Raw genomic sequence first — 24,264 nt, 5'->3', positions numbered from 1 at the left:
CCTCTTATGACTGAAAGGAAGCCTGTCTTGATGGAACCAATTCCTTTTTGGTTTCGGCCGCTTTCGATTCTTGTTGAGCTTCAACAAGTTCTTTAATATTAAAGATATTTACAAATAAGTCCAAAGCCTGATCAGCGTCCGGACGGGCAGCCAATTCTTTTGCCTGAAGGATAGGATCTTTTAACATCTGATTGATGATACTTTTCGTGTGCTTGTTTAAGAGCTTCATATCACGATCACTCAGATGCCCTAACTTTCTCTCGATACTTTCCATCGTCTCTGCTTGGATGGCAAGGGCTTTTTCTCTAAGCGCAGAAATAACAGGGACTACTCCCAGCATACCCAACCATTGCTTAAATTCTACAATCTCCGCTTCTATCATTAAGCTGATTTTTGCAGCAGCCTTTTTTCGTTCCTGAAGGTTTGCTTGAACAATACCCTCAAGATCATCAATATCATATAAAAAGACATTCTCTAAATCTGCAAGTTTTGGATCTAAGTCACGCGGTACGGCAATATCGACCATGAAAAGAGGCTTGCCTTTTCTCAATTTATCGACATTTTGCACCATTTCCTTAGTAATGACGAATCCATTTGCACCAGTAGAACTAATGAGGATATCGGCTTCGATCAGCGCACACTGTAACTCTTCCAATGTTTTTGCTTGTCCTCCAAAACGAGAAGCAAGACCATGAGCTTTTTCAAAAGTACGGTTTATGACCGTCACTTTTTTAGCACCATTGCTGTGAAGGTTCTGGATTGCTAATTCACCCATTTTCCCTGCACCGAGAATAAGGACATGCTTCTTCTCGAGCGAACCAAAAATTTTCTTTGCCAATTCGACGGCAGCATAACTTACCGAAACGGCATTTGCACCGATATCTGTTTCGGAATGGCCGCGCTTTGCCAACGTGATGGCTTGCTTGAAAAGGTGGTTAAATACTGTTCCTGTTGTTTTCTTCTCTTGTCCTAACAAGAAGCTTGAACGAACTTGACCAAGAATTTGCGTTTCACCTAGAATCATTGAGTTCAGTCCGCAAGATACATTGAATAAGTGTTCGATTGCACCATCCTCTTCATAAATGAATAGGAAAGGAGAAAAATCTGTTTGTTCTAAATCAAACCATTCAGATAGAAATTCTTTTATATAGTAACGACCAGTATGCAACTGGTCTACAACTGCATAGATTTCCGTGCGGTTACAAGTAGAAATAATCACATTTTCAAGTATGCTTTTTTTCGATTGCAGCTTCTGCATTGCATCCCCTAGTTGTGAGGGATCAAATGTCAGCCGTTCGCGGATTTCGACAGGGGCAGTTTTATAGTTAAGACCGACCACTAATATATGCATTTTTAAAGTTACACCCCTTAATTAAAAATTGCATAGCTATTATATCATGGCTTCATTATCTTTTTGCCCAAAAAATGTGAACAGAAAACGAAACATGTGATAATATATTTAGCAAAAGCGAGTTTATCGCTCATTTTTATTTACATATGATAGAATGCGATATAGACGATAGAACTAGTCCCATTTTCGCATTTATCGACAATTACTTCCCTATGTACAGTACCAAAAATTTTAGATAGATTCAAGTGAACCTTACTGGAAGTGGTGTTTTTCATGAAAAACCAAAAATTTTTCCCTGGAATTACTCTTATTGGATTTGGAGCTTACTTTTTTCTACAGCAATCCGGCATAACGATTTTCCAACAGTTCTATACGTGGCCTACCCTATTGATCATAGTTGGTCTCGCTTTTTTAGGACAAGGATACTTAGGCAAAGATTATGAGGCGATCCTGCCAGGTGTCATTTTGCTTGGGTTTGGTGTTCATTTTCACGTTGTAAACCGTTTTGAAATTTGGCCTGATCACATTGGTACTTTCATCCTCATCATTGCACTTGGCTTCTTTTTAAGACACCAGAAAACTGGGAACGGATTTCTACAAGGTATTCTTTTCCTAGTATTGGCCATTTTACTGCTATTTTATGACAAGATGGCTAATTGGTTTGGTGTTCTAGAATCGAATGTAAATCTCGTTTGGAAGTTTTGGCCTGCCGTTCTGATTTTGGTTGGTGTTTATCTGTTATTCATAAAGAAAAAATAACTATTTTAGACTGTAACCTTAGAGCCAGCATCATTAATATGCTGGCTCTTTTGTCTGGATATTGGACGATTCACTGTTTTTTTGATTTTCGCAAGATTGTCACGTATCGCAAGAATACGTCCGACTTCCGCAAGATTACGGTCCTTTTTCGCAAGAATCTGTTTCCGTTTTGCAAGATTGAAATGTAAAAGGAAAATTTTAGGTTACACCAGTATTCTAGCTCCATAATGAATTTGATTTTTTCACTAGGCTCTGTTAAACATGTCTTTTGATTTCCGTTCCAGTCACTTGCTTTCCTGGGGGCGTTCGCCGAGCCTCCTCGTCGCTTTCGCTCCTGCGGGGTCTCGCCTGTAACGCTAATCCCCAAGGAGTCAAGCGCCTTCCACTCCAATCAACATAATTCAAGAAACAATACTGAGCTTTTACACTGCCTTTCACTAAATAACCGAATTGTTAACACAATCCTTCAAACATCTTGCAGAGCGAAACCTGATAAAAGAAAAGGAGCCCAAATTAGGCTCCTTTTCCACTTACTTCATAAAACTCTTCAAAACAGACCAAACTTCGTCTTTTCCTTCGCCCGTTTCAGAAGAGAAAATGACAATTCGATCATCTGGATCGAGATCAAGTGTCTCTTTTGTTACTTTCAAATGCTTCTGCCATTTCCCTCTAGGGATTTTATCGGCTTTGGTAGCAATAATAATGCAAGGAATTCCATGATGCTTAAGGAAATCATACATCATGATATCGTCTTTCGTAGGCGGATGTCGTAAATCTACAATCAATACGACAGCTAGAAGCTGCTCCCTTGTTGTGAAGTACGTTTCAATCATTTTCCCCCATGCTTCACGTTCCTTCTTGGACACTTTCGCATATCCGTAACCAGGAACATCCACAAAGTGAATATTTTCATTGATAAGATAGAAGTTGAGCGTTTGCGTTTTTCCTGGTTTAGAGGAAATTCTGGCAAGCGCCTTTCTATTTAAGATTTTATTGATAAATGATGATTTTCCAACGTTAGAGCGACCTGCTAAGGCGAACTCTGGAAAATCGGTTTCAGGGTATTGTGCTGGTCTAACCGCACTAATGACAATCTCTGAACTTGTTACCTTCATTGCTCTTCACCACCAACAAGGGCGTGTTTCAATACTTCATCTACATGTGACACTAAAACAAACTCCATTTCATTTCGAACGCTTTCCGGGATATCATCAATATCCTTTTCGTTATCTCTTGGCAGGATGATTTTCTTCAAACCTGCACGATGTGCGCTCAGTGATTTTTCTTTCAAACCGCCAATCGGCAGCACTCTTCCGCGCAAAGTAATCTCACCGGTCATTCCAACTTCCTTGCGGATTGGCTTTCCAGTTAAGGCGGACACAAGGGCTGTCGCCATTGTGATTCCGGCGGAAGGACCATCTTTAGGAACGGCACCTTCGGGAACATGGATATGGATATCATGCTTCTCATGGAAGTTATCATCGATACCCAGTTCTTTCGTTTTAGAACGAATATAGCTAAAAGCAGCTTGCGCTGACTCCTTCATGACATCACCTAGTTTACCTGTTAAAACCAGCTTGCCTTTTCCAGGTGATAGGGACACTTCAATCTGAAGGGTATCTCCGCCAACCGTTGTATAAGCCAAACCAGTTGCTACACCGACTTGGTCTTCAAGTTCCGCTTGACCGTATCTGAATTGAGGTTTTCCTAGGAATTCCTCGACATTCTTTTCAGTAATGACGACCTTTTTCTTTTCACCTGAAACAATGATTTTGGCTGTCTTTCTGCAAATCGTTGCCATTTGTCTTTCTAGACTACGTACACCAGATTCACGAGTGTAATAGCGGACAATTTTTAGAATGGCATCGTCCCTGACTTGCAATGTACCTTTAGACAATCCATTTTCACTTATTTGTTTTGGAAGCAAATGATCTTTCGTAATATGAACTTTCTCAAGCTCAGTGTAACCCGCAATCGTAATGATTTCCATGCGGTCCCTTAAAGGGCCTGGAATGGTTGACAGGTTATTAGCTGTAGCAATAAACATTACCTTTGATAAATCGTATGTTTCTTCAATGTAATGGTCACTAAAGCTATGATTTTGCTCGGGATCAAGTACTTCCAGCATTGCCGCCGAAGGATCTCCGCGGAAATCACTTGCCATCTTATCAATCTCATCCAATAGGAACACGGGGTTAATCGTACCAGCCTTTTTCATCCCTTGAATGATTCTGCCGGGCATTGCTCCGACATATGTACGGCGATGACCACGAATTTCAGATTCATCCCTCACACCACCGAGAGAAATTCTCACAAAGTTTCGGTTCAAGGACGATGCAATCGAACGGGCTAAGCTCGTTTTCCCTACCCCTGGAGGTCCAGCAAGACAAAGAATTGGCCCTCTTAGAGAATTCGTCAATTTTTGAACCGCTAAATATTCAAGAACACGTTCTTTTACTTTTTCAAGTCCGTAATGATCTTGATTCAGTACTTTCTCAGCTCTGCGAATATCGAGGTTATCATCTGTCTTCTTATTCCAAGGAATTGACAACAGCCATTCAATATAATTACGGATGACCGCACTCTCAGCAGAACTGGACGGTACCTTTTCATAACGATCCAATTCTTTGAATGCCGTTTCCTTTACATGATCAGGCATGCCTGCTAGTTCAATCTTGTCAGTGAGTTCAGCAATTTCACCCGTTTTTCCTTCTTTGTCTCCAAGTTCCTTCTGGATCGCCTTCATTTGCTCACGCAAATAATATTCCTTTTGCGTTCGCTCCATTGACTTTTTGACACGCTGACCAATCTTCTTTTCAAGATTGAGGACTTCTTTTTCATTATGAATGATATCAATGACGCGTTGCATGCGCTCTTTTACATTGTACGTTTCAAGAATTTCTTGCTTTTCTTTCAACTTTAATGGCAAGTGAGATGAAATAATATCCGCCATTCTGCCTGGTTCTTCGATGTCAGAAACTGATGAATAGGTTTCTGCAGAGATTTTTTTCGAAAGCTTTATGTACTGTTCAAAATAATCAAGCATCGTTCTCATCAAGGCTTGGTCTTCAACATCCTTCTCATCGCTTTCTTCATGAGCTTGAATACTGACTGTATAGAAATCTTCCTCGTCATAAAAGGTAGTAATCTTAGCACGGTTTAAGCCTTCAACAAGAACACGGATCGTTCCATTCGGAAGCTTAAGCATCTGCTTAACCTTTGTGAGCGTTCCGATATGATATAAATCATCCTCTGTCGGATCGTCTATTGAAATATCCTTTTGAGTAGTCAAAAAGATTAAATGGTCATCTACCATCGCTTTTTCAAGAGCTTGAACCGATTTTTCACGGCCAACATCCAAATGTAGCACCATAGTCGGATAAACAAGCAAACCTCGAAGCGGCAGGAGGGGGACGATGATTTCTTTCGTATTCGTCATAAACTTGCACCTCCAAATGCAATTCATTTATAGGACAACAAGAAGAGTCTTTGTACAATTCTATCTTATTTGTGAAAAAGTGTCTATAAATACAGAAACTCCAGCGCGCCATTCAAAAAATAGCACACCGGAGCTTTTGAATGCTAAATGCTTTCCTTCTTTGAAATTTCAACAGAAACCGGAACAACCTTTTTCAAAGGAAATTCCTTTTTCAAAGCGACATCAAACACTTGGTTCAAATTTGAAACAGGAATGATCCTGATTCCTTCTACCTCATTCAACAAGCTTTGCATGTTTTCCTCAGGGATGATGACGGTTTTAGCTCCTGCTCTTTTAGCAGCCTTCACCTTAGGGAATACGCCGCCAATCGGCTTTACATTTCCATGAATGCTGATTTCGCCTGTCATAGCAATTGTATTGTCAATTGGAATTTCATAAATCGCCGAGTAAATGCCTGTGGCCATGGCAATACCTGCGGAAGGTCCATCAATCGGCACTCCACCGGGGAAATTCACATGTATGTCAAAATCATTTGCCGGTACTCCCATGGAACGAAGCACCGTAATGACGTTCTCGATGGAACCTCTTGCCATACTTTTCCTTCTTACCGACTTGCCCCGGTCTCCGATACTCTCTTCCTCGACAATACCGGTAATATTGATGCTTCCTTTATCTTTAGCTGGAATGACTGTCACTTCAATTTCAAGCAGGGCCCCTGAATTCGGACCGTAGACGGCAAGTCCATTGACGAGACCAATGGTTGATTCAGCATTGATTTTCTTCTCCATTCTCGGAGTCAATTGACTCGAATGGATTACCCATTCAATGTCTTCATCTTTTATATAATTTCGATCTTCTGTAATAGCAAGTCCAGTTGCAATTTGAACCATGTTCACAGCTTCACGGCCATTTCTCGCATATTCAGCCAGTGTGTTTAAGCCTGTTTCATGAATAACCATTCCGACTTTTTCTGCGGCATTCTTGGCAATTGCAGAAATCTCTTCCTGATTCAACTCACGAAAAAACACTTCCATACAACGGGAGCGGATAGCTGGCGGAATTTCACTTGGCGTCCTTGTCGTAGCACCAATTAATCTGAAATCAGCAGGCAGTCCATTTTGAAAAATATCATGAATATGTGAAGGAATTTGCGGATTCTCTTCATGATAATACGCACTCTCTAAAACGACCTTACGATCTTCGAGCACTTTGAGCAATTTATTCATCTGAATATGATGAAGTTCTCCAATTTCATCAATAAATAAAACACCGCCATGTGCATTCGTCACAGCACCTTGCTTTGGCTGCGGAATTCCCGCTTGTCCCATTGCTCCTGCACCTTGGTAGATAGGGTCGTGAACAGAACCAATTAATGGGTCAGCAATTCCTCTTTCGTCGAATCGTGCCGTCGTGGCATCCAATTCCACAAAAACGGATGATGATTGAAAAGGACTTTTAGGATTCTTTTTCGCTTCCTCTAACACAAGTCGAGCGGCTGCAGTTTTCCCTACACCCGGGGGTCCATATATGATGACATGTTGTGGATTAGGTCCACATAGAGCTGCCTTTAAAGCTTTTATCCCGTCCTGTTGACCAACAATTTCTTTAAATGTTGACGGTCTCACCTTTTCTGAAAGCGGTTCGGTTAAAGAAAGCGATCTCATTTTTCGAAGCTGATCCATTTCTTTTCGAGATTCTTTGTCGATGGATATTTTTTGCGTTCTTTGATTCCTTAATAAATTCCAAAAATACAGACCTATGATGATGCCGAAAAATAGCTGTATAAATAAGGCAATCCCCGTCCAACTCATCCTGTTCCCTCCTGATCTTTACCAATCTTTATATGGTAGTATTTCCTTCATGGAAGTCTAATAAACAGGAAAGTAGAAGAAATAAAATGAGGTTGCCCCCAAGAGATGGAGACAACCTCATTCTTATTCTAACCACTACTCTAAAAGAGTAAGCAGCGCCTTTTTATGCAGAAGTTTTACGTTCTTCTTCCACTACTGTACCATCTTCTAGTACTAGTTTTGGAACACTATTATCAGCGACCGTTTCTTTTGTGATTACACATTTCGTAATGTCATCACGTGAAGGGAGGTCAAACATGACATCTAGCATGATGCCTTCAATAATTGAGCGAAGTCCACGTGCACCTGTTTTACGTTCGATTGCTTTCTTAGCAATTTCCTCAAGTGCGCCATCTTCGAACTCAAGCTCGACATCATCTAGTTCTAGCATTTTTTGATATTGCTTCACTAGAGCATTTTTCGGCTTTGTCAAGATTTCGATCAAGGCAGATTCGTCCAATTGCTCTAAGCTTGCGATTACCGGAAGACGACCGATGAATTCCGGAATTAATCCGAAACGAAGTAAGTCTTCAGGCAATACTTTTGAAAGAAGTTCTTTTTGGCTGATATCCTGTTGTTTCACATCAGAACCAAATCCGATTACCTTCTGTCCAAGACGGCGCTTGATGATCGGTTCGATACCATCAAATGCACCACCACAGATAAATAAGATATTCGTCGTATCGATTTGAATGAATTCTTGATGTGGATGCTTTCTTCCACCTTGTGGAGGAACACTAGCAACCGTACCTTCAAGAATCTTAAGAAGTGCCTGCTGAACACCTTCACCCGAAACATCTCTTGTGATGGACGGATTTTCAGACTTACGGGCAATTTTATCGATTTCATCGATATAAATGATTCCCTTTTCAGCCTTTTCTACATCATAATCTGCAGCTTGGATAAGCTTTAGAAGAATGTTCTCAACATCTTCACCCACGTAACCTGCTTCAGTCAATGATGTTGCATCAGCAATCGCAAATGGCACATTAAGGATACGAGCCAAAGTTTGAGCCAATAACGTTTTACCGCTACCAGTAGGCCCAATCATTGCGATGTTACTTTTTGAAAGTTCAACATCATCGATCTTACTGTTCGAATTAATACGCTTGTAGTGATTGTAAACAGCAACAGATAGAGATTTCTTTGCTTGCTCTTGTCCGATTACATACTCGTCGAGAATATCACGGATTTCCTTCGGTTTCGGAACATCCTTAAACTCAACTTCTTCTTCAGTACCAAGCTCTTCTTCAACAATCTCAGTGCACAATTCGATGCATTCATCACATATATATACACCAGGTCCGGCAACTAACTTACGTACTTGATCTTGTGTTTTTCCACAAAACGAACATTTTAATTGCCCTTTTTCATCATTAAATTTGAACAATATTTTCACCCCTTGGAAAACGTCTACACAATATTTTAAAGCTGCGGATCATGAAAAAATCATAATAATAAGAGCCTTTTGTAAAAATCTTTCAGCGTTATGTATTGCATTGTAACACATTATAGCCATTAACCGGAAATGATAACTCTTAAACACTTTATGCTATGTATCGCCCAATAGTGTTGCTGAAAAAATATTTTCACTCGTATTATTCTTATATCATCCGCGTTGTTAAGAAAGTTATGTACTCATTAAGCTTAACCATTATTGAAGAAATTAAGTCAATTCACAAAAAATTAAGTATATGTATTTGGAGTATATGTACTTCTTATATGTTATAAAACAAGGCACGAATAAATCGCGCCTTGTTCCTATTTAAACACAAATTATTTCTTGTTTTCTACTAGGAAATCAACAGCTTTTTTAAGTTGAAGATCACCTTTAAGACCTTCAAGGTTTCCAAGAGCTTGTTGGATATTCTCTACAGTCATATTGTACATTTCAGCCATTTTTTCAAGCTCAGCAGTTACTTCTTCGTCAGTTACTTCAAGGTTCTCTGCTTTAGCGATTGCTTCAAGAGTCAAGTTAACACGAACGCGGTTTTCCGCTTCTTGCTTCATTTGCTCACGAAGAGCGTTTTGATCTTGACCAGAGAATTGGAAGTAAAGGTCTAAGTTCATGCCTTGCATTTGAAGACGTTGTTCGAATTCTTTCATCATGCGGTCGATTTCAGTGTCAACCATTACAGATGGAAGGTCGATTTCAGCATTCTTAGCAGCAGTTTCCACTACAGAGTCACGTAAGTGGTGCTCAGCTTCATGCTTTTTGCTTTCTTCTAAACGAGCTTTGATTTTTTCTTTAAGTGCAGCCAAAGATTCTACTTCTTCGTCTACATCTTTAGCAAACTCGTCATCAAGTTCAGGAAGTTGCTTACCTTTGATTTCGTGTACAGTTACTTTGAAAACAGCAGGCTTTCCAGCTAGTTCAGCAGCATGGTATTCCTCTGGGAAAGAAACTTCAACGTCTTTAGATTCGCCAGCAACAGTACCAACTAATTGGTCTTCAAAGCCAGGGATGAAAGAGTTAGAACCTAATTCTAAAGAATAGTTCTCAGCTTTTCCACCTTCGAATGCAACTCCATCAACGAATCCTTCGAAATCGATTGTTACTGTATCGCCGTTTTCAGCTTTGCCATCTTCTTTAATAGCAAGTTCAGCTTGACGGTCTTGAAGAGTTTTTAATTCATTTTCAACATCTTCCTCAGTTACTTCAGTATTCAACGCTTCTACTTCGATACCTTTGTAGTCGCCTAATTTAACTTCAGGCTTTACCGTTACAGTAGCTTTGAAAACTAACTCTTTGCCTTTTTCCATTTGTTCAACGTCGATCTCAGGGCGATCTACTGGCTCGATACCAACTTCGTCGATTGCACTTGCATATGCTTCTGGAAGAATGAAATCAAGAGCATCTTGATAAAGTGCTTCTACACCGAAACGCTTTTCGAACATTTGTCTTGGCATTTTACCTTTACGGAAACCAGGAACGTTAACTTGTTGTACAACTTTTTTGAAAGCAGAGTCTAAGCCTTCAGAAACTTTTTCAGCACTTACTTCAATAGTCAGGACCCCACGGTTCCCTTCTAATTTTTCCCACTTTGCAGACATACTATTTCCCTCCAACAATCTATTCTCATTTTCATTATACGAAATGAAATAAACACCTTGTCCAGCACTTCGTATTTCAGTTATATGTTTTATACACATATTACAACCACTACATTATAACATAGGTTTATTGTCTTTCAAGAATAACACTATATTATCGGGTAAGAAATTTCTTCAATTAGCTGAATTTGCTCCTTCGCTTTCAGAAAATCAGCCTCAGAAGTTCCATATTGTGTTACTAATTGCTCGGCATCCGTATCCATCCCATGGTATTCATTTGCCGTAAAATGATAGGCAGCCGCCCATGCTCCAGAGTCTGAAGGATTCATATCAAAAGGATACATCAAAAAGAAATGCCTCTCAACCAAACTCTTTATATTTTCAAAAAGAACCGGATCATCGTGCTCGAGAAATTCTCCCAACTTGGACGTTAATTCAATTTGTTTTTCCTGCCCTTGAATATCTGACATTTCAGTCGGTAAAACCACTTGTTTTACCCCAAGCTTAGTGACTTCTACTTCCCGATCGTATTCTTGCTCTTTCAGAACATTTAAAAGCATTGTTTTTAAAAATGGATGTCCTGACTCAGAAGCTAGATAAGATTTTATTTCTTCCACATACGGGCGAATATTCTGTGTTGATAATTTCGCTACAAGGAGCATTTGTTCCTTCGGATCTTGATAGGCAAATAAGTTAAAAGAATCAAGTTTCGTTTCTGTTTCAAGTTTATCACGATAATCATCTTGATCATCAAAAGTCTTATTGTCCACCATTTTCTTACTGAATTGCAAAATCGTGCGAAAATGCTCAGCTTTTTCAGGGGGAATTTCTTTTTCCTCCAATAATGCCCCTACCGTATGTACCACTTCTTCATATTCATGAAGTTGGATTAGAATCATGACATAGAGATCGACCATTTGAAAATAGTCCCCAATGCCCTTATAAAGCATATCCTTTGCAAGACTACGAGCATCTTGCAGTTTACCAGCTTCGAAATAGGCAAGTACTAGCCCGATAAGGGTATCAGCATTCTCGGGATCCATTTCCTTGGCATCTTCAAAATAACCGACCGCTTCATTGAAATTTTTCTTTTGCAGGCTTTCAAGTCCTTTTTCTGTCAGCCGTTTCTCTAAGTCAGGAAAAATGATGAGATTGTCATCACGGCGGACACGTGCCCGTTTTTTCATAAAAAAACCGCCCTTAAGCATATTGTTGAAAAATAGTTTAGCATTTCAAAACAGAAAAGCGCAAGAATACACTATCATTAGCATGTACAAATTATCTTTTATAGACAGAAAAAAACCCGCTTATAATAAGCGGGTTTTTTGGGACGTCCCAGGAGAGATTCGAACTCCCGACCGACGCCTTAGAAGGGCGTTGCTCTATCCAGCTGAGCTACTGGGACATGGTATTATTTATGTTTCGCTTTCTTATAACGTTCCAGCGACAAGTTTTATTATATTAGGCTAACATTTAAAAGTCAACACATTATTTTAAATTATTTTTCCAAAGAGGAGAAAAATTTCCTCCCCTTTGATTATACTGTCTCATTCATGAAAGCGGTAGTGTAAATTCTCTTTCTAATTCGACAAGTTCGGTTCCATCTACTTCAAAGATTTTCACGATTGCTTTGTCGTTTTCGACTTCTAGTAACACATACGTTTTTTCGATTCGCTTTCTCGGCAATAGTATGCTTCCTGGGTTAATAAACAGGATGCCTTCAATCATTTCGACGCCAAGGATGTGCGAATGGCCAAAACAAACAACATTAGCTTCTACTTCTTTTGCACGATAATACAAATTCATTAGAGTGGTTTTGACCGAATGAAGGTGTCCGTGTGTGGCATAAAAAGTTATACCCCCACATTTTTCAATTGTTTCTTTCGGATATCTTCCATCATAATCACAGTTACCTCTTACCGCTTTGAAGCCTTCCATTACTTCGCTTTGTGCATCTAGCTCTGAATCACCGCAATGAATCATCATATCTACAGAATGAACATACTGATTTTTTATCTTCGCTAAACTTTCGACATCTCCATGACTATCGCTAAGTATGAGGATTTTCACAATTAATTCGCCTCTCCAAGAAGAGTCTGCATTTTCGAAGCTAACTTCTTCAAGGCGTTGGCTCTATGACTAATTTGATTTTTTTCCTCTTTTGTCAGCTCCGCCATGGCCTTACCCTTTTCTTTCACAAAAAAGATGGGGTCATACCCAAAGCCGTTCGTTCCTCTGCGTTTAAATAAGATTTCCCCTTCACAAGTTCCTGACACCGTAAAAGATTCTTCATTGGGAGCAGAAACAGCTAGGGCACAGTAAAAACGGGCTTGACGCTGTTGAGCGGGAACATGAGCAAGTTCCTGTAAAACTTTGTCTATGTTATCTTCATCATTTTTTTGAAGGCCAGCATACCTTGCCGAATAAATTCCCGGCCTACCATCCAATGCATCGATGATTAATCCAGAATCATCGCCAATCACCATTTTATCCAATTTCAAAGCAATGCTTTCTGCTTTGATGATGGCATTTTCTTCGAAAGTAGCACCAGTTTCTTCTACATCCTCGATTTCAGGAAAATCAAGCAAAGTGAGCACCTTTATGTCATAAGGAGCAAAAATCGCCTCAAACTCTTTTGCTTTCCCGATGTTTTTTGTAGCAATGATTACTTCTTTCAAAACTTATCTCTCCTTTGCCATGTTCCTTCTCTCATCAATTTTAGCAGAAATCGTTTCACCTAATGCGCTACTTTGATGTTCAAAAAGTTCCATTATGCCTTTTTCTGCGGCTTTTAATAATTCTTGCAATTGATTGTATGAGAAAGTAGCTTCTTCACCTGTCCCTTGGAGCTCAACAAATTGGCCTGCACCTGTCATTACTACATTCATGTCTACCATCGCTTGAGAATCTTCAACATAATCAAGATCAAGGACTGCTTGACCATCCGCTAATATCCCCACACTTGTCGCTGCCAAATAATCCGTAATCGGAAAAGTGCTGAGATTCTTTTTTTCGACTAACTCATTAAGGGCCATTGTCATGGCGATAAAAGCGCCTGTGATCGAAGCGGTTCGCGTTCCGCCATCAGCCTGAATAACATCACAGTCAATCCACACCGTGCGCTCACCAATCGCTTCAAGATCAACGACAGCTCTTAGAGCGCGTCCGATTAACCTTTGAATTTCCATGGTCCTTCCCGTCACTTTCCCTTTGGAAGACTCACGGATATTACGTTGTTCAGTTGCGCGTGGAAGCATAGAGTACTCAGCTGTAATCCAGCCCTTTCCCTGATTACGCATAAAAGGAGGCACTCTGTCTTCAATTGTTGCATTACAGATTACTTTTGTATCACCTACGCTAATAAGTACAGATCCCTCTGGATGCTTCAAATAATTCGTTTCAATATGTATCGGTCTCAATTGCAATGTTTCTCTACCATCGTGACGCATGTTGCAGTTCCTCCTATCCATTTCAAAGACCATTCTTGCTTATTAAAATAAAGAAGAGGCAGCTCATGTCTGCCTCTTTTATTGTACACATATAGTATAACAAATATCTTTTATTAGAAACTACCCGTATTGACTTTTTCTGGACGAGTTACTGGCTCTGTTAACTTCTTGCCTTCCTCATCCACAAGTTCAGCTTTGCCATTTACCATGACAGCTACACTTTCAATGCCTTTTTGCTCTGTTAATGAAAGAACCAGCGCATTCAAAAGGTGTTGGGAAATCACTTTTTCTTCAAAGCTGCCAAAAACGGACTCATTAAAGTTCAGAGTAACTTTTCCATTTTCCACTTTTGGAGCTTCCACTAATTTGACACCCGCTTGGAAATCGCTCATTAGGCTTGATGAATTACCAGGACCATGAACGAGTTGATTGACAACCGCCTCGACATTATCCTTCATGTTGTTACTTACACGGCGAGTAACAGGAACATAGTAATAAGAACCTTCTTCTCCACCAAGGTAGTAAACCGTTACTGGTTTTGTATTCATGATATCTGTTACTTCAGATGTGTCAATATTAATTCCGCTGGCCCTTGTCATACCTTCGCTGATTGGAGTTCCATTCACAGGCATTTCAGTTAGCTCATGGCCATTCATTTTCATCTTCACTTCTTTGACTGAATCAAATTGAGTGAGCGTCCAAGTAACAGACTGAAGAATCTTCAGCTCATCCTCTGGCTGATAGTTCTTAAACTCCTTAGAGAAGTCTACTACTGCCACTCCATCTTTAATTGCGACAGATACTTGTGTTTCTGCAGGTAATACTGCTCTAAATCCGTTTGGCAGCATTTCGCTGACAGGTCCATTTTCCACGAGATATTCGACTGCTTGTTTTGCCACCCCATCAGTCTTTGGCAATTCTAATGTTTGCGGCACAACATAACCATTTTTATCGAGAAGGTATAGTTCTGTTTTTAATGAATTTTGAACTCCTTCTTCTTTAGCGCTGTCTTTTCCAGCTTCCGTTACGGTTGTCTTATTGCCATCGTTCGTATAAGTTACGCTTTTTGGCGGATCAATTTTCTTTTGCGCTTCACCACCGAACAGCCCGCAGCCAGATAGAAGAACCGATGATACCAATACTGCGGAAACTAAAGTTGTTTTTTTATTTATAGACATTGCAATCCCTCCTAAGACAGTTTGTACTATCATGTATACGAGCCTATTCAAAATTTAGACCGACTTAGAAATAAAAATAGGACATTCCTTGCAATGTTTTTATGATTCAATTTCCGACAAAAAAAGCAATTCCTTTGAAGGAATTGCTTTCTTATGTACCTAATTTAATGGTTTCAACATTCGTAATCGGTTTACCAATCCAACTAGAAGCAATCTTTGAAAAGATTTCGCTAGACCCAGTTGTGAAGAATTCATGGTGTGGTTCGTCCTCATCTGTCTCCAGCAAACCATAATGTTGTATAATCGTACTGATTTCTCGGGCTGTCTCATCACCTGAACTGATAATATTCACCTTGTCGCCCATCGTTTCTTTCACAAGTGGCTCCAATAGAGGATAATGCGTACAACCCAGTATCAATGTATCCAACCTTTGATTCTTTAGAGGCTGCAATGATTCCTCTACAACTTTGCTAGCTAAAGGTCCATCGTATTCTCCACTTTCAACGAGTGGCACAAACTTCGGACACGCAAGACTCTGAATGGCCACCTTACTATTAAGCGATTTTAACGCTTTTTCGTATGCCCCGCTTTTGACGGTGACTGACGTGCCAATTACACCAATTTGATAGTTGTCCGTCATTTTGATAGCTGCTCTTGCACCTGGGTAAATAACCCCAATCACAGGTATATCCAATTTTTTGCGAATTTCATCTAATGCAACCGCAGTTGCTGTATTACAGGCTATCACCAGCATCTTCATATTTTTCCCCAATAAGAAGTTGGTCATCTGCCAAGTGAATTTTTTTACCTCATGCTCAGGTCTTGGTCCATACGGGCATCTTGCCGTATCACCTAGATAGGTGATTTTTTCGTTGGGGAGCTGCCTCATAATTTCTCTGGCAACAGTCAAACCTCCAACGCCTGAATCAATAACACCTATTGATTTCTTCAATTGTATCCCGCCTCATTTGTTAACGCATTTCTTGATGCAGTTTCGTCAAGCTTCCTTGAAGAATCTGAATTTCTTCATCAGAAAAGTTTGTTAATACTTCATTTAAGTAGCCTTGTCGCTTCTTGATTACTTCTTCAATAATCCGCTCTCCCTCAGAAAGCAAATGGATACGAACCACTCTTCGGTCATTCGGATCTTTTACGCGCATGACCAATTCATTCTTCTCCATACGATCAACAAGGTCTGTTGTTGTGCTACATGCTAAGAACATTTTATTGGATAATTCACCAATTGTCATATCTCCGTCTTCAAAAAGCCATTGCAATGCAACGAACTGAGGAGGTGTAATCGTATAATTACTTAGGATTTCCCTTCCTTTTTGCTTGATAATCCCAGAAATATACCTTAATTCTTTTTCAATATTCGCTACGACAGTCATGTCAGTAATTTGTGCATTTTCAACTTTCATCCTCTACAGCTCCTCCGGCTCTCACCTATTCCAGCTAACGAATGCGCCTAAACCATTTATGCTAGCTCTAGAAGCTATTGGCCATCCTCGTGATTTTATTTTCACCTTTTTTCATCAAAATTTCAAGATTGAAATCTGCAATGCCAAGCTTATTGTGAAAAAAGACGGAACTTTAGGATAGAATCTTGAATGAAACTGTAAAAACAGTCCAGTAACATGTCCTTGCCATAGTTGGAGCAGTGTTTCCAAGATAATAAAATATAAACCGGCGTCCTAGAAGGATGCCGGTTTTTTTTAAAGTTCTAGCTCTCCCATACGGAGGAGCTCTACAACTGCTTGTGAACGCCCCTTAACACCAAGCTTTTGCATAGCATTGGAAATGTGATTACGAACCGTTTTTTCGCTTATAAACAATTCACCAGCGATTTCCTTCGTTGTTTTGTCTTGAACTAATAACTCGAATACTTCTCTTTCACGTTTGGTGAGTAACGGCTTGTGCGTGTATTCATTCTCTTTCAAGTATTGTAACCCTCCTTGCCTTCGCCAGTTATGAATCGTGGGATGGGTATATATTTAGTCACCATATACTATGTGAACAATTCTTATGAAGTGACTATATTTATGCTTGGAGAATGAAATAGTGATAAAAATGTGTTTTTGTTATGTTTTAAGCTTGAACGTTAGTGTTTGAGAGGAATAATCCCTTCATTTCTTCCGTCCACGGAACGCCTCTTCCCGTCTTTTTTGAAATCTGAACTACCGTTCCCCTGCCTGTGAAACAAACTTCCCCATCTTTTCGTGTTGCCATGTAATGAAGGTCCACAGAAGACGTTCCAATGGTATCTGCTTTCACATAAATCCTAAGTTCTTCCCCAAAGAAAACCTGTTTCACATAATCACATTGCAAATTAGCTACTACAGGAATCGTTTCATTCTTTGGATTGATCCAATCCTGCATAAATCCTTTGCTTTTAAAATATTCAATCCTTGCTTCTTCAAAATATGCAAAAGTCACTGTATTGTTCAAATGACCAAACATGTCCGTTTCTGAAAATCTCACTTTGACCGGGCTAAAAAAATCAAACCCTTTTGTCCAACTGTCCATATCTTGAATGTATGTCATTTTGCTCATATTCTTCAGCCTCCTAAAATGAATAACTATTCATTTTTCTATTATAATAATAGACGGAAAATTTTGAAAGAAAAACCTTTTAATACTACATCAAAAAAAGCCCCTGTTTAAAAACAGGAGCTTCATCATTTCATTTACCAAGAGAATCTTGTAAATAATTGAAATTGAAATTTCTTTAACCACTCAAAAATTTCGTGAATGGTTCCATCATGATTCAATTCAAGCACATACGTACTTAAAGGTGGAACTGTTACTTTGTCACCTTTAATAACTCCGAGTGACTTGTTACCAGCTTTCTCACCGTTAACTAGGATGTGCCAATTGCCTTTTGCAGGCAATTTAACTTCAACAGCAGTGCGATTCGCATTGTAAGCAACTGCGATTTTCTCTGTACCATTTTTATTTTCATTTAAGGCAAAAGCAACAGTATTTTTAGGAGATTCGATAAAAGTAAGCTTTTTCTTTATCTCTTCCTCTGTTGTCAAACGGAATACTTTATGAGCTTTTCTGAGCTTTACCAGACCTTTAAAGTATTCCACTTCTGCATTAAATTCGCTTCTTCGTTTCCAGTCAAGTTGGTTTACGCTATCTGGAGACTTATAGCTATTATGATCTCCATTCTTTGTTCTCATGAATTCCTGACCCGCATGTACAAAAGAAACACCTTGAGATGTCAATATAATCGAGCTTGCCAATTTGTGCATCTTTTTGCGATCGGCATCAGTATCATTTCCATTTGTAAGCTTTAACTTATCCCAAAGCGTATGATTGTCATGTGCTTCTACATAAGTAACTGTTTGTTCAGGATCTTTTGCAAATGTTTTGATAGTATCATTGTATGTGATTCCACCAACAACACCTTTTTTGATGCGTGTTTCCATGCCTGATTTCCCGTTAATGAAACCATTATCTTTTTCCTCGAACACGCTTCCTTTTAATCCATCACGAATGTCATCATTAAAATGAGCGATACCGTCCATTTTAGATGCATTCTTTTGATTTGCTTTTTGAGCTGGATCCAGCGGAGTATTCAAATCCCATCCTTCCCCAATGACAATGATGGAAGGATCGATTTTATCAAGCGCTGCACGAACTTGATTCATTGTTTCCACATCATGGATACCCATCAAATCGAAACGGAATCCATCAATATTGTACTCCTTCGCCCAATACGTAACAGAGTCTACGATGAATTTGCGCATCATCTTATGTTCTGACGCAGTATCATTCCCTACTCCTGTTCCGTTAGCTAGCGTTCCATCATCGTTGTAACGGTAATAGTAACCAGGTACAAGTTTGTGGAAGTTTGATTCGAAAGCATTAAACATATGATTGTAAACAACGTCCATCACAACGCGAAGCTGGTTATCATGAAGCGCTTGAATCATTTGCTTCATTTCATTAATTCTGACCGTCGGTGAATATGGATCTGTTGAATAAGATCCCTCTGGAACGTTGTAGTTCTTAGGATCATATCCCCAGTTATACTGTGGTTGATCAAGTTTTGTCTCATCCACACTAGCTGTATTGTAATCATACATCGGAATAAATTGTACGTGAGTAACACCAAGGTCTTTGATATGGCTCAAACCTGTTTTCACGCCATTCGGGCCTTTAGTATTCTTTTCTGCTACGCCTAGGAATTTACCCTTATTGGCTTTGCTGACTCCACTCTCCGCTTGGATAGTAAGATCACGGACGTGTGTCTCATAAATAATCGCGTCTTCAGGATTATTAAAGATCGGCTTTTTCTTTTTCCAATCCTTCGGAGTTGTCTTGCTTAAGTCGACTACCGCACCTTTGTCTCCATTGACCGCTACGGCACGAACATATGGATCTACCGCTTCATTCCACGTATCGCCGATTTTCACTTTGTACGTGTAAAGAAGTCCTTTTTGGTCACCATTCAGTTGTGCGGTCCATGTACCATTTTCAGCACGTGTCATCGCAATTTCTTGTCCTTGAGGGCTATCCCATTTTTCATAAGTAACTAATTTAGCTTCACTTGCAGTTGGTGCCCATAATCGGAACTTCGTTTTTTCCTTAGAATAAGTGTTTCCAAGGTCACTTCCTGCATAATAAAAACGGTCTTCAAATGACTGGCTACCAATTACTTTCCCCATCGTGACGGTTGCATCTCCAAAGCCTTCTTTACTAATCTTGTAAACTCTCGCAAGATCAAGCTCTTCTTCCGTCGTAATGGTGACTTTATTTGTTAATCCGGTCTTAGTATCCCCTACAGCTTCAACACTCTTAATTGCTGCTCCATCTAAAACGATTCCTGGATTTTTTCCTTCTTCAATGGCGAACGGAAAGTTTGTCTCAAATGAGATTTTGTTTAGTTCGTCGATTGCCGCTTTGATAATACGTGGATTACGATCAATTTTTGCTGGATTATCATAAATCCGTTTTTGACCTTGAGCCAACCATACCTGAGCTTTTCCATCACTTGTAAAATCTGTGATGTATCGATCTTCTGCAATATCTTTCGCAGACCAGTCCGATTTACGAACAATAAAACCTACTTTTGAGGCACCGTTTAAATTCGTCAACTTAATCGTACCTTGTTTACCAAATGAAGTTTCTTTAGAGAGCGGCAATGCCTGTCCCTCTGATTTGTCTGTCCAAACCCAAATATCCCAATCCTTATAGTTCAGGTCATATCTGTAATAATTAAAAGTTACTTCTAGTTCATCGTAAACTGGCAAATCACGATATTCGCCATCTGGAGGACTTAAATATACTTTATCGTCGCCCGCTTTTATCCATACTTCATCCTGTCCGTACCATACATCTTCAATCCAGCGATCTCCGCCGTCTTTCTCCCAGCTATCTGTGCGAACAATGAATCCTACTCGGTTATGGTCGCCATCAAGCTCTATTTCAGCATATTTCCCAAATGAGTCTTGACCAGTGAAAGGATATGCCTTTCCATCCTTTCCTTCTGCCCACACCCATAGGTTCCAATCCTTTATATCTCCTGCTTTCGGTTGGTAATGAACCTTAACTTTCGTTGTTACCTTTTGCTCAGCGAGGCGAACGTCTATTTTACGTTGATCCAAAGCATGGAACACGAAGACATATTTATCACTAAACTCTGGAACAAAAGATAAATTGTCCCCTTCAAGCCATTGCTCGTCTCTTACAAATTTAAATTCGACTTTTTCCCCTTTTGTTAAGCTAACTGGATTACTCTTCCATACTTTCTCAACAGAATCGTAAGTTAGTGGCTGATTGTCCTCTGACCATGTTAATGGTGCAGAACCTCTAAGAACCACCTTATTGTAGACTTTGTTACGATCTAACGGTTGATCCGAGTATTCTAAAGTCCCTTCCACTTCATAAATCTCAAAGCCTTTACCTTCACTTGTAAAAGTAAGATCTCCTTCAGCATCATTTGAGATTTTTTCTGTACCTAAAGCATCAGTTAAAGTAACATTTTGGATTTCCGTTTGATTATAAAGTTGATTCACATCGATTTCTTTATTCTCTGAACCTTTGTTTACAACAACAAGGAATTTCCCTGTCTCATCTTCACGTTCGTATGCCAACACATTTTGGTCAGCAAATAATTTTTGATAATCGCCAGTTCTTAACGCCTTTTCTTTATTCCTAAGGCTAATTAGTTTCTTATAATAACTCTTTAAATCCTGATTTTGCTTCGCTTCATCCCACACCATAAATTCACGGTAGTAACGATCTTTCCAGTCACTCACAGAGTTATGGTCTTTACTTTGTGACAGCCCCACTTCGTCACCATAGTAAATGACAGGTGCGCCAGGCAAAGTCAATTGCGTGGAAGCAGCAAGCTTCAACTTTTCGACATCTCCACCAGCTTCAAAGATAAAGCGTGGTTTATCATGACTATCCAAGAAAGAAGACATTACATATTCTTTCGGATAAGTCTCAATGTTTGCATTAATAGTATCGCTTAATTCAGTCATTGATTGGTTTTTAGCAAAAGTATTTACAAGCGCGTCATTCAGTACGAAGTCAAGTGCTCCATCTAGTTCCCCTGCGTATGAATTGATTTTTTCTCTGCTATCCCAAATCTCACCGAAAATAAATGCATTAGGTTTTGTTTGCTTTACTTTATGGCGGAAATCCACCCAATAGCTATAACTTGGACCTTTCGCATAGTCAAGACGGAAGCCATCGAAATCCAATTCCGTCAACCAATATGGTACTACATCGTTAATCATATAATTTCTTACTTCAGGATTCTCATTGTTCAATTCTGGCAGTTCTGAAATGCCGTAAAACGTTTTGTATTTGTTTGGCCATTCTTCGAACGAATACCAGTTATAATACGGGCTGTCTTTCCCTTTTGTTAAAGCATCCTGGAAGAAGGAATGCTGATTCGAGGTATGATTAGCAACAAAATCATAGACGACTTTGATATTCTTTGCATGTGCCGCTTTTATTAATTCCTTCATTGTTTCTGGATCACCAAAGCGGTCATCAATTTGTTTGAAATCCTTCGGATGATAGCCATGTGAGTACGGCCCCTTGAAAACAGGAGAAATCCAAATGGTATTTACACCTAAATCGGAAATGTAATCCAACTTATCCTGGATTCCTTTCAAATCTCCACCCATCCAGCCTTTCAACTGCTCATCATATGGCAAATCCTTATTTACTGAGCGGTTATTGTTCACATCGCCATCGTTAAAGCGATCTACAAAAATATGATAAATCGTTGCATCCTTAGCCCATTGCGGCGATTGAAAATCATCCACATAATAGGCAAAGGAAGTGGCATCTTTGGCTACTAAACTGTTGGAATCAGCAAATTGAGAGCCTGCACCATCTTGATCCCAAACATCAATTATGTACTTCACAGGTGTATCATTGGCTTGTTTAGGAATGATCCCCTTAAATATAGTGGTTGTAATTCCATTTTCAGTGGTTGCAGAATCTTCCACTAAGGATACGGCATTACCTGCAGTAACAGTTCCTCTTGCTCCTTTAGGAAGTTTTCCATCCGTAGTAAAATAAACGGCCCCTGCATCAACCGTGCCGTAATGTTTCACCGTTACTTTAACCTCTACCTCATCATTGCTGCTAGGAACCGCAGGAGAGATGGAATAGTCATGTTTTACATCTTTGGCAACGGGTACACCACTCCATTTTTCAACGGAATCCTGATAGACCGTTCCTTCTTTTGTAAAGGTAGCTTTTCTTTTCTCTGTTCGGTTCTCGGTGAATTTTGCATCTCCGAGTGAATATAGGTACTCTATTGATTCATTTTCATTTCCAGCGAGTGTTACTGTCCATTTGCCGTCAGCAGTTTTCGTTAACGGCGTGACTGCATAGTTAAATCCATTTAGTGAAGAACCGATAGTCGGCGTGATCCATTCTGGTGTACCAGCTGGAAGAGTTACATCCAATGTCAGCTTGCCAGTGAATTTCGAAAAATCTAGCCTGACATCTACCTTTCTTTCATTCTCTGGATAAAATACAAAAATATAATCTCCTGTTTGAGGTGGTGTAAAGCGTAGGTTTTCCCCACTCATCCAGTTTCCATCCATCACAAACTTGTATTCTACTTCTTTGCCTCCTTGGAGACTGATGGGACTAGTTTTCCAATTACCTTCCGTTTCATCATAAGTCAATGGATTGTTGTCCGATCCCCAATCTAACGTCTCTGCATTGCCTCTAAGTACAACTTTTTCGTAAGTCTTTTCTGCAGCGGCAGACTGTAACGATAAAGGTGTTGAAAATGTACTTATTACAAGTACGAAGGCTAGCAAAAGTGATAATATCCTTCTCATCCGAGGTCCTCCTTACAAAATATTACTAGAGTGAAAACGTTTGCACATTTGCGAAAAAAAATAACTGTATATAAACTATCAAGCTTATGCAATCGCTTTCACAACAGTTAATATAAGGTTATCATTCTAGTGTTATTTATTCAATTCTAAAAGAAGGCGTTTTTCCGACTTTTTAGTTTGCCTTTTCGACAAAAAAACCATAGGATTCCTATGGTTAAATAATTGAATTCATTTTTTCTTTGCATAAATGATATAGCGCTGAGGAGCATCTCCTACATATGAAAAAGGATAGCATGTCGTTACGACCAATTCTTCATTCTCTTTTTGGAGTGTAATGATACTCGTATCATCCGCCTCGACAATTTTAGTACCAATGATTTCGTAATCATAATTGCCATATGGCATTTTCACTTTTAGAGGATCACCAATTTTCAGTTCTCCCAATCGTCTAAAGACAGTATCACGATGGCCTGATAAAACGATTTGACCATTTTCTCCTGGATAGTAGGAGCCTTTATAATGTCCGACACCTTTTTTTAAATCATCCTCGTCCGTTCCTTCAATAATTGCTAACTCTGATTTTATGCGCGGTAACTCCAATAAACCTACCGTTTCACCAACAAAAGGAGTAAACGGCTCATCGTCCTTATTCTTGGTACCTTTAAGATCCGAATTTTTTTCAACAATTTTTTTAGCAACTTCTAAAGAATCTTCTGTCTGGGTTTTTGAATCAAGGATTTGCCAGCCACCTATACCGATAATCACTATCCCAACCACAATAAACAATAGAGGCAAAAGAGATTTAAATTTCATTTCACTCACACTCACTCTTAATAGTCGTAATGAATTACTATGAT

At 39.5% G+C, this 24,264-nt stretch carries 18 protein-coding genes and 1 tRNA gene; 1 reads left to right on the top strand and 18 read right to left on the bottom strand.

Annotated elements, in window-relative coordinates:
* Positions 1–4 precede the first annotated feature (4 nt).
* Complete coding sequence (gene hemA / locus BMZ31_RS06375; RefSeq protein WP_090830892.1) at positions 5–1,351, bottom strand: glutamyl-tRNA reductase; 1,347 nt, start codon at positions 1,349–1,351, stop codon at positions 5–7.
* Positions 1,352–1,624: 273 nt separating this feature from the next.
* Between hemA and BMZ31_RS06370 the strand changes: the two genes are divergently transcribed.
* On the top strand, positions 1,625–2,110 hold the full coding sequence (locus BMZ31_RS06370) for a LiaI-LiaF-like domain-containing protein (RefSeq protein WP_090830891.1): 486 nt from the start codon (positions 1,625–1,627) through the stop codon (positions 2,108–2,110).
* Positions 2,111–2,640: 530 nt separating this feature from the next.
* Here the strand turns inward: BMZ31_RS06370 and yihA are convergent.
* The 17 genes from yihA to BMZ31_RS06285 all read right to left on the bottom strand — a co-directional run bounded on the left by yihA (position 2,641) and on the right by BMZ31_RS06285 (position 24,220).
* Positions 2,641–3,225, bottom strand: a complete 585-nt coding sequence (yihA, locus tag BMZ31_RS06365) for a ribosome biogenesis GTP-binding protein YihA/YsxC (RefSeq protein ID WP_090830890.1) — start codon at positions 3,223–3,225, stop codon at positions 2,641–2,643.
* Positions 3,222–5,549, bottom strand: a complete 2,328-nt coding sequence (gene lon / locus BMZ31_RS06360; RefSeq protein WP_090830889.1) for an endopeptidase La — start codon at positions 5,547–5,549, stop codon at positions 3,222–3,224. Before lon ends, yihA begins: the two co-directional genes overlap by 4 nt.
* A 143-nt stretch (positions 5,550–5,692) precedes the next feature.
* Positions 5,693–7,360, bottom strand: a complete 1,668-nt coding sequence (lonB, locus tag BMZ31_RS06355; RefSeq protein WP_090830888.1) for an ATP-dependent protease LonB — start codon at positions 7,358–7,360, stop codon at positions 5,693–5,695.
* Between the two features lie 163 nt (positions 7,361–7,523).
* Entirely contained in the window at positions 7,524–8,789 is a 1,266-nt protein-coding gene (clpX, locus tag BMZ31_RS06350) for an ATP-dependent protease ATP-binding subunit ClpX (RefSeq protein ID WP_090830887.1), read from the bottom strand.
* Positions 8,790–9,175: 386 nt separating this feature from the next.
* The gene (gene tig, locus BMZ31_RS06345; protein WP_090830886.1) at positions 9,176–10,453 is read right to left on the bottom strand and encodes a trigger factor; all 1,278 of its coding nucleotides are present in this window, start codon (positions 10,451–10,453) and stop codon (positions 9,176–9,178) included.
* A gap of 149 nt (positions 10,454–10,602) precedes the next feature.
* A complete protein-coding gene (locus BMZ31_RS06340) occupies positions 10,603–11,640 on the bottom strand; it encodes a tetratricopeptide repeat protein (protein ID WP_090830885.1) in 1,038 nt (345 codons plus the stop codon).
* A gap of 144 nt (positions 11,641–11,784) precedes the next feature.
* A tRNA-Arg gene (locus BMZ31_RS06335) sits at positions 11,785–11,858 on the bottom strand.
* Between the two features lie 146 nt (positions 11,859–12,004).
* Positions 12,005–12,523, bottom strand: a complete 519-nt coding sequence (locus BMZ31_RS06330) for a metallophosphoesterase (RefSeq protein WP_090830884.1) — start codon at positions 12,521–12,523, stop codon at positions 12,005–12,007.
* Between the two features lie 2 nt (positions 12,524–12,525).
* A complete protein-coding gene (locus tag BMZ31_RS06325) occupies positions 12,526–13,131 on the bottom strand; it encodes an XTP/dITP diphosphatase (RefSeq protein ID WP_090830883.1) in 606 nt (201 codons plus the stop codon).
* 3 nt (positions 13,132–13,134) lie between these two features.
* Entirely contained in the window at positions 13,135–13,902 is a 768-nt protein-coding gene (rph, locus tag BMZ31_RS06320; protein WP_090830882.1) for a ribonuclease PH, read from the bottom strand.
* A 113-nt stretch (positions 13,903–14,015) separates the two neighbouring features.
* Positions 14,016–15,080 carry a GerMN domain-containing protein gene (locus BMZ31_RS06315; RefSeq protein WP_090830881.1) on the bottom strand — a complete coding sequence of 355 codons (1,065 nt, stop codon included), beginning with the start codon at positions 15,078–15,080 and terminating at the stop codon, positions 14,016–14,018.
* 151 nt (positions 15,081–15,231) lie between these two features.
* Complete coding sequence (racE, locus tag BMZ31_RS06310; protein WP_090830880.1) at positions 15,232–16,032, bottom strand: glutamate racemase; 801 nt, start codon at positions 16,030–16,032, stop codon at positions 15,232–15,234.
* 19 nt (positions 16,033–16,051) lie between these two features.
* Positions 16,052–16,501, bottom strand: a complete 450-nt coding sequence (locus BMZ31_RS06305; RefSeq protein WP_090830879.1) for a MarR family winged helix-turn-helix transcriptional regulator — start codon at positions 16,499–16,501, stop codon at positions 16,052–16,054.
* Between the two features lie 294 nt (positions 16,502–16,795).
* Positions 16,796–17,020, bottom strand: coding sequence for a spore germination transcription factor GerE (gerE, locus tag BMZ31_RS06300; protein WP_009796032.1), 225 nt, complete (start codon positions 17,018–17,020; stop codon positions 16,796–16,798).
* Between the two features lie 148 nt (positions 17,021–17,168).
* Positions 17,169–17,633: an acyl-CoA thioesterase gene (locus tag BMZ31_RS06295; protein WP_090830878.1), complete on the bottom strand. Its 465-nt coding sequence runs from the start codon at positions 17,631–17,633 to the stop codon at positions 17,169–17,171.
* Between the two features lie 134 nt (positions 17,634–17,767).
* A complete protein-coding gene (pulA, locus tag BMZ31_RS20705) occupies positions 17,768–23,407 on the bottom strand; it encodes a type I pullulanase (RefSeq protein WP_254778643.1) in 5,640 nt (1,879 codons plus the stop codon).
* Positions 23,408–23,635: 228 nt separating this feature from the next.
* The gene (locus BMZ31_RS06285) at positions 23,636–24,220 is read right to left on the bottom strand and encodes a class D sortase (RefSeq protein ID WP_090831380.1); all 585 of its coding nucleotides are present in this window, start codon (positions 24,218–24,220) and stop codon (positions 23,636–23,638) included.
* Positions 24,221–24,264: the final 44 nt, after the last annotated feature.

Source organism: Bacillus sp. cl95 (assembly GCF_900115925.1).
Taxonomy (GTDB): domain Bacteria; phylum Bacillota; class Bacilli; order Bacillales; family Cytobacillaceae; genus Neobacillus_A.
This window is presented reverse-complemented; position numbering and strand designations above follow the sequence as displayed.

Excerpts from the sequence above, each read along its gene's own strand:
- BMZ31_RS06370 (WP_090830891.1), top strand. The coding sequence starts at position 1,625 with ATGAAAAACCAAAAATTTTTCCCTGGAATTACTCTTATTGGATTTGGA.
- hemA (WP_090830892.1), bottom strand. The coding sequence starts at position 1,351 with ATGCATATATTAGTGGTCGGTCTTAACTATAAAACTGCCCCTGTCGAA.
- lonB (WP_090830888.1), bottom strand. The coding sequence starts at position 7,360 with ATGAGTTGGACGGGGATTGCCTTATTTATACAGCTATTTTTCGGCATC.
- BMZ31_RS06285 (WP_090831380.1), bottom strand. The coding sequence starts at position 24,220 with ATGAAATTTAAATCTCTTTTGCCTCTATTGTTTATTGTGGTTGGGATA.
- BMZ31_RS06295 (WP_090830878.1), bottom strand. The coding sequence starts at position 17,633 with ATGAGCAAAATGACATACATTCAAGATATGGACAGTTGGACAAAAGGG.
- BMZ31_RS06305 (WP_090830879.1), bottom strand. The coding sequence starts at position 16,501 with ATGAAAGTTGAAAATGCACAAATTACTGACATGACTGTCGTAGCGAAT.
- tig (WP_090830886.1), bottom strand. The coding sequence starts at position 10,453 with ATGTCTGCAAAGTGGGAAAAATTAGAAGGGAACCGTGGGGTCCTGACT.
- rph (WP_090830882.1), bottom strand. The coding sequence starts at position 13,902 with ATGCGTCACGATGGTAGAGAAACATTGCAATTGAGACCGATACATATT.
- pulA (WP_254778643.1), bottom strand. The coding sequence starts at position 23,407 with ATGAGAAGGATATTATCACTTTTGCTAGCCTTCGTACTTGTAATAAGT.
- BMZ31_RS06340 (WP_090830885.1), bottom strand. The coding sequence starts at position 11,640 with ATGAAAAAACGGGCACGTGTCCGCCGTGATGACAATCTCATCATTTTT.
- yihA (WP_090830890.1), bottom strand. The coding sequence starts at position 3,225 with ATGAAGGTAACAAGTTCAGAGATTGTCATTAGTGCGGTTAGACCAGCA.
- lon (WP_090830889.1), bottom strand. The coding sequence starts at position 5,549 with ATGACGAATACGAAAGAAATCATCGTCCCCCTCCTGCCGCTTCGAGGT.
- BMZ31_RS06315 (WP_090830881.1), bottom strand. The coding sequence starts at position 15,080 with ATGTCTATAAATAAAAAAACAACTTTAGTTTCCGCAGTATTGGTATCA.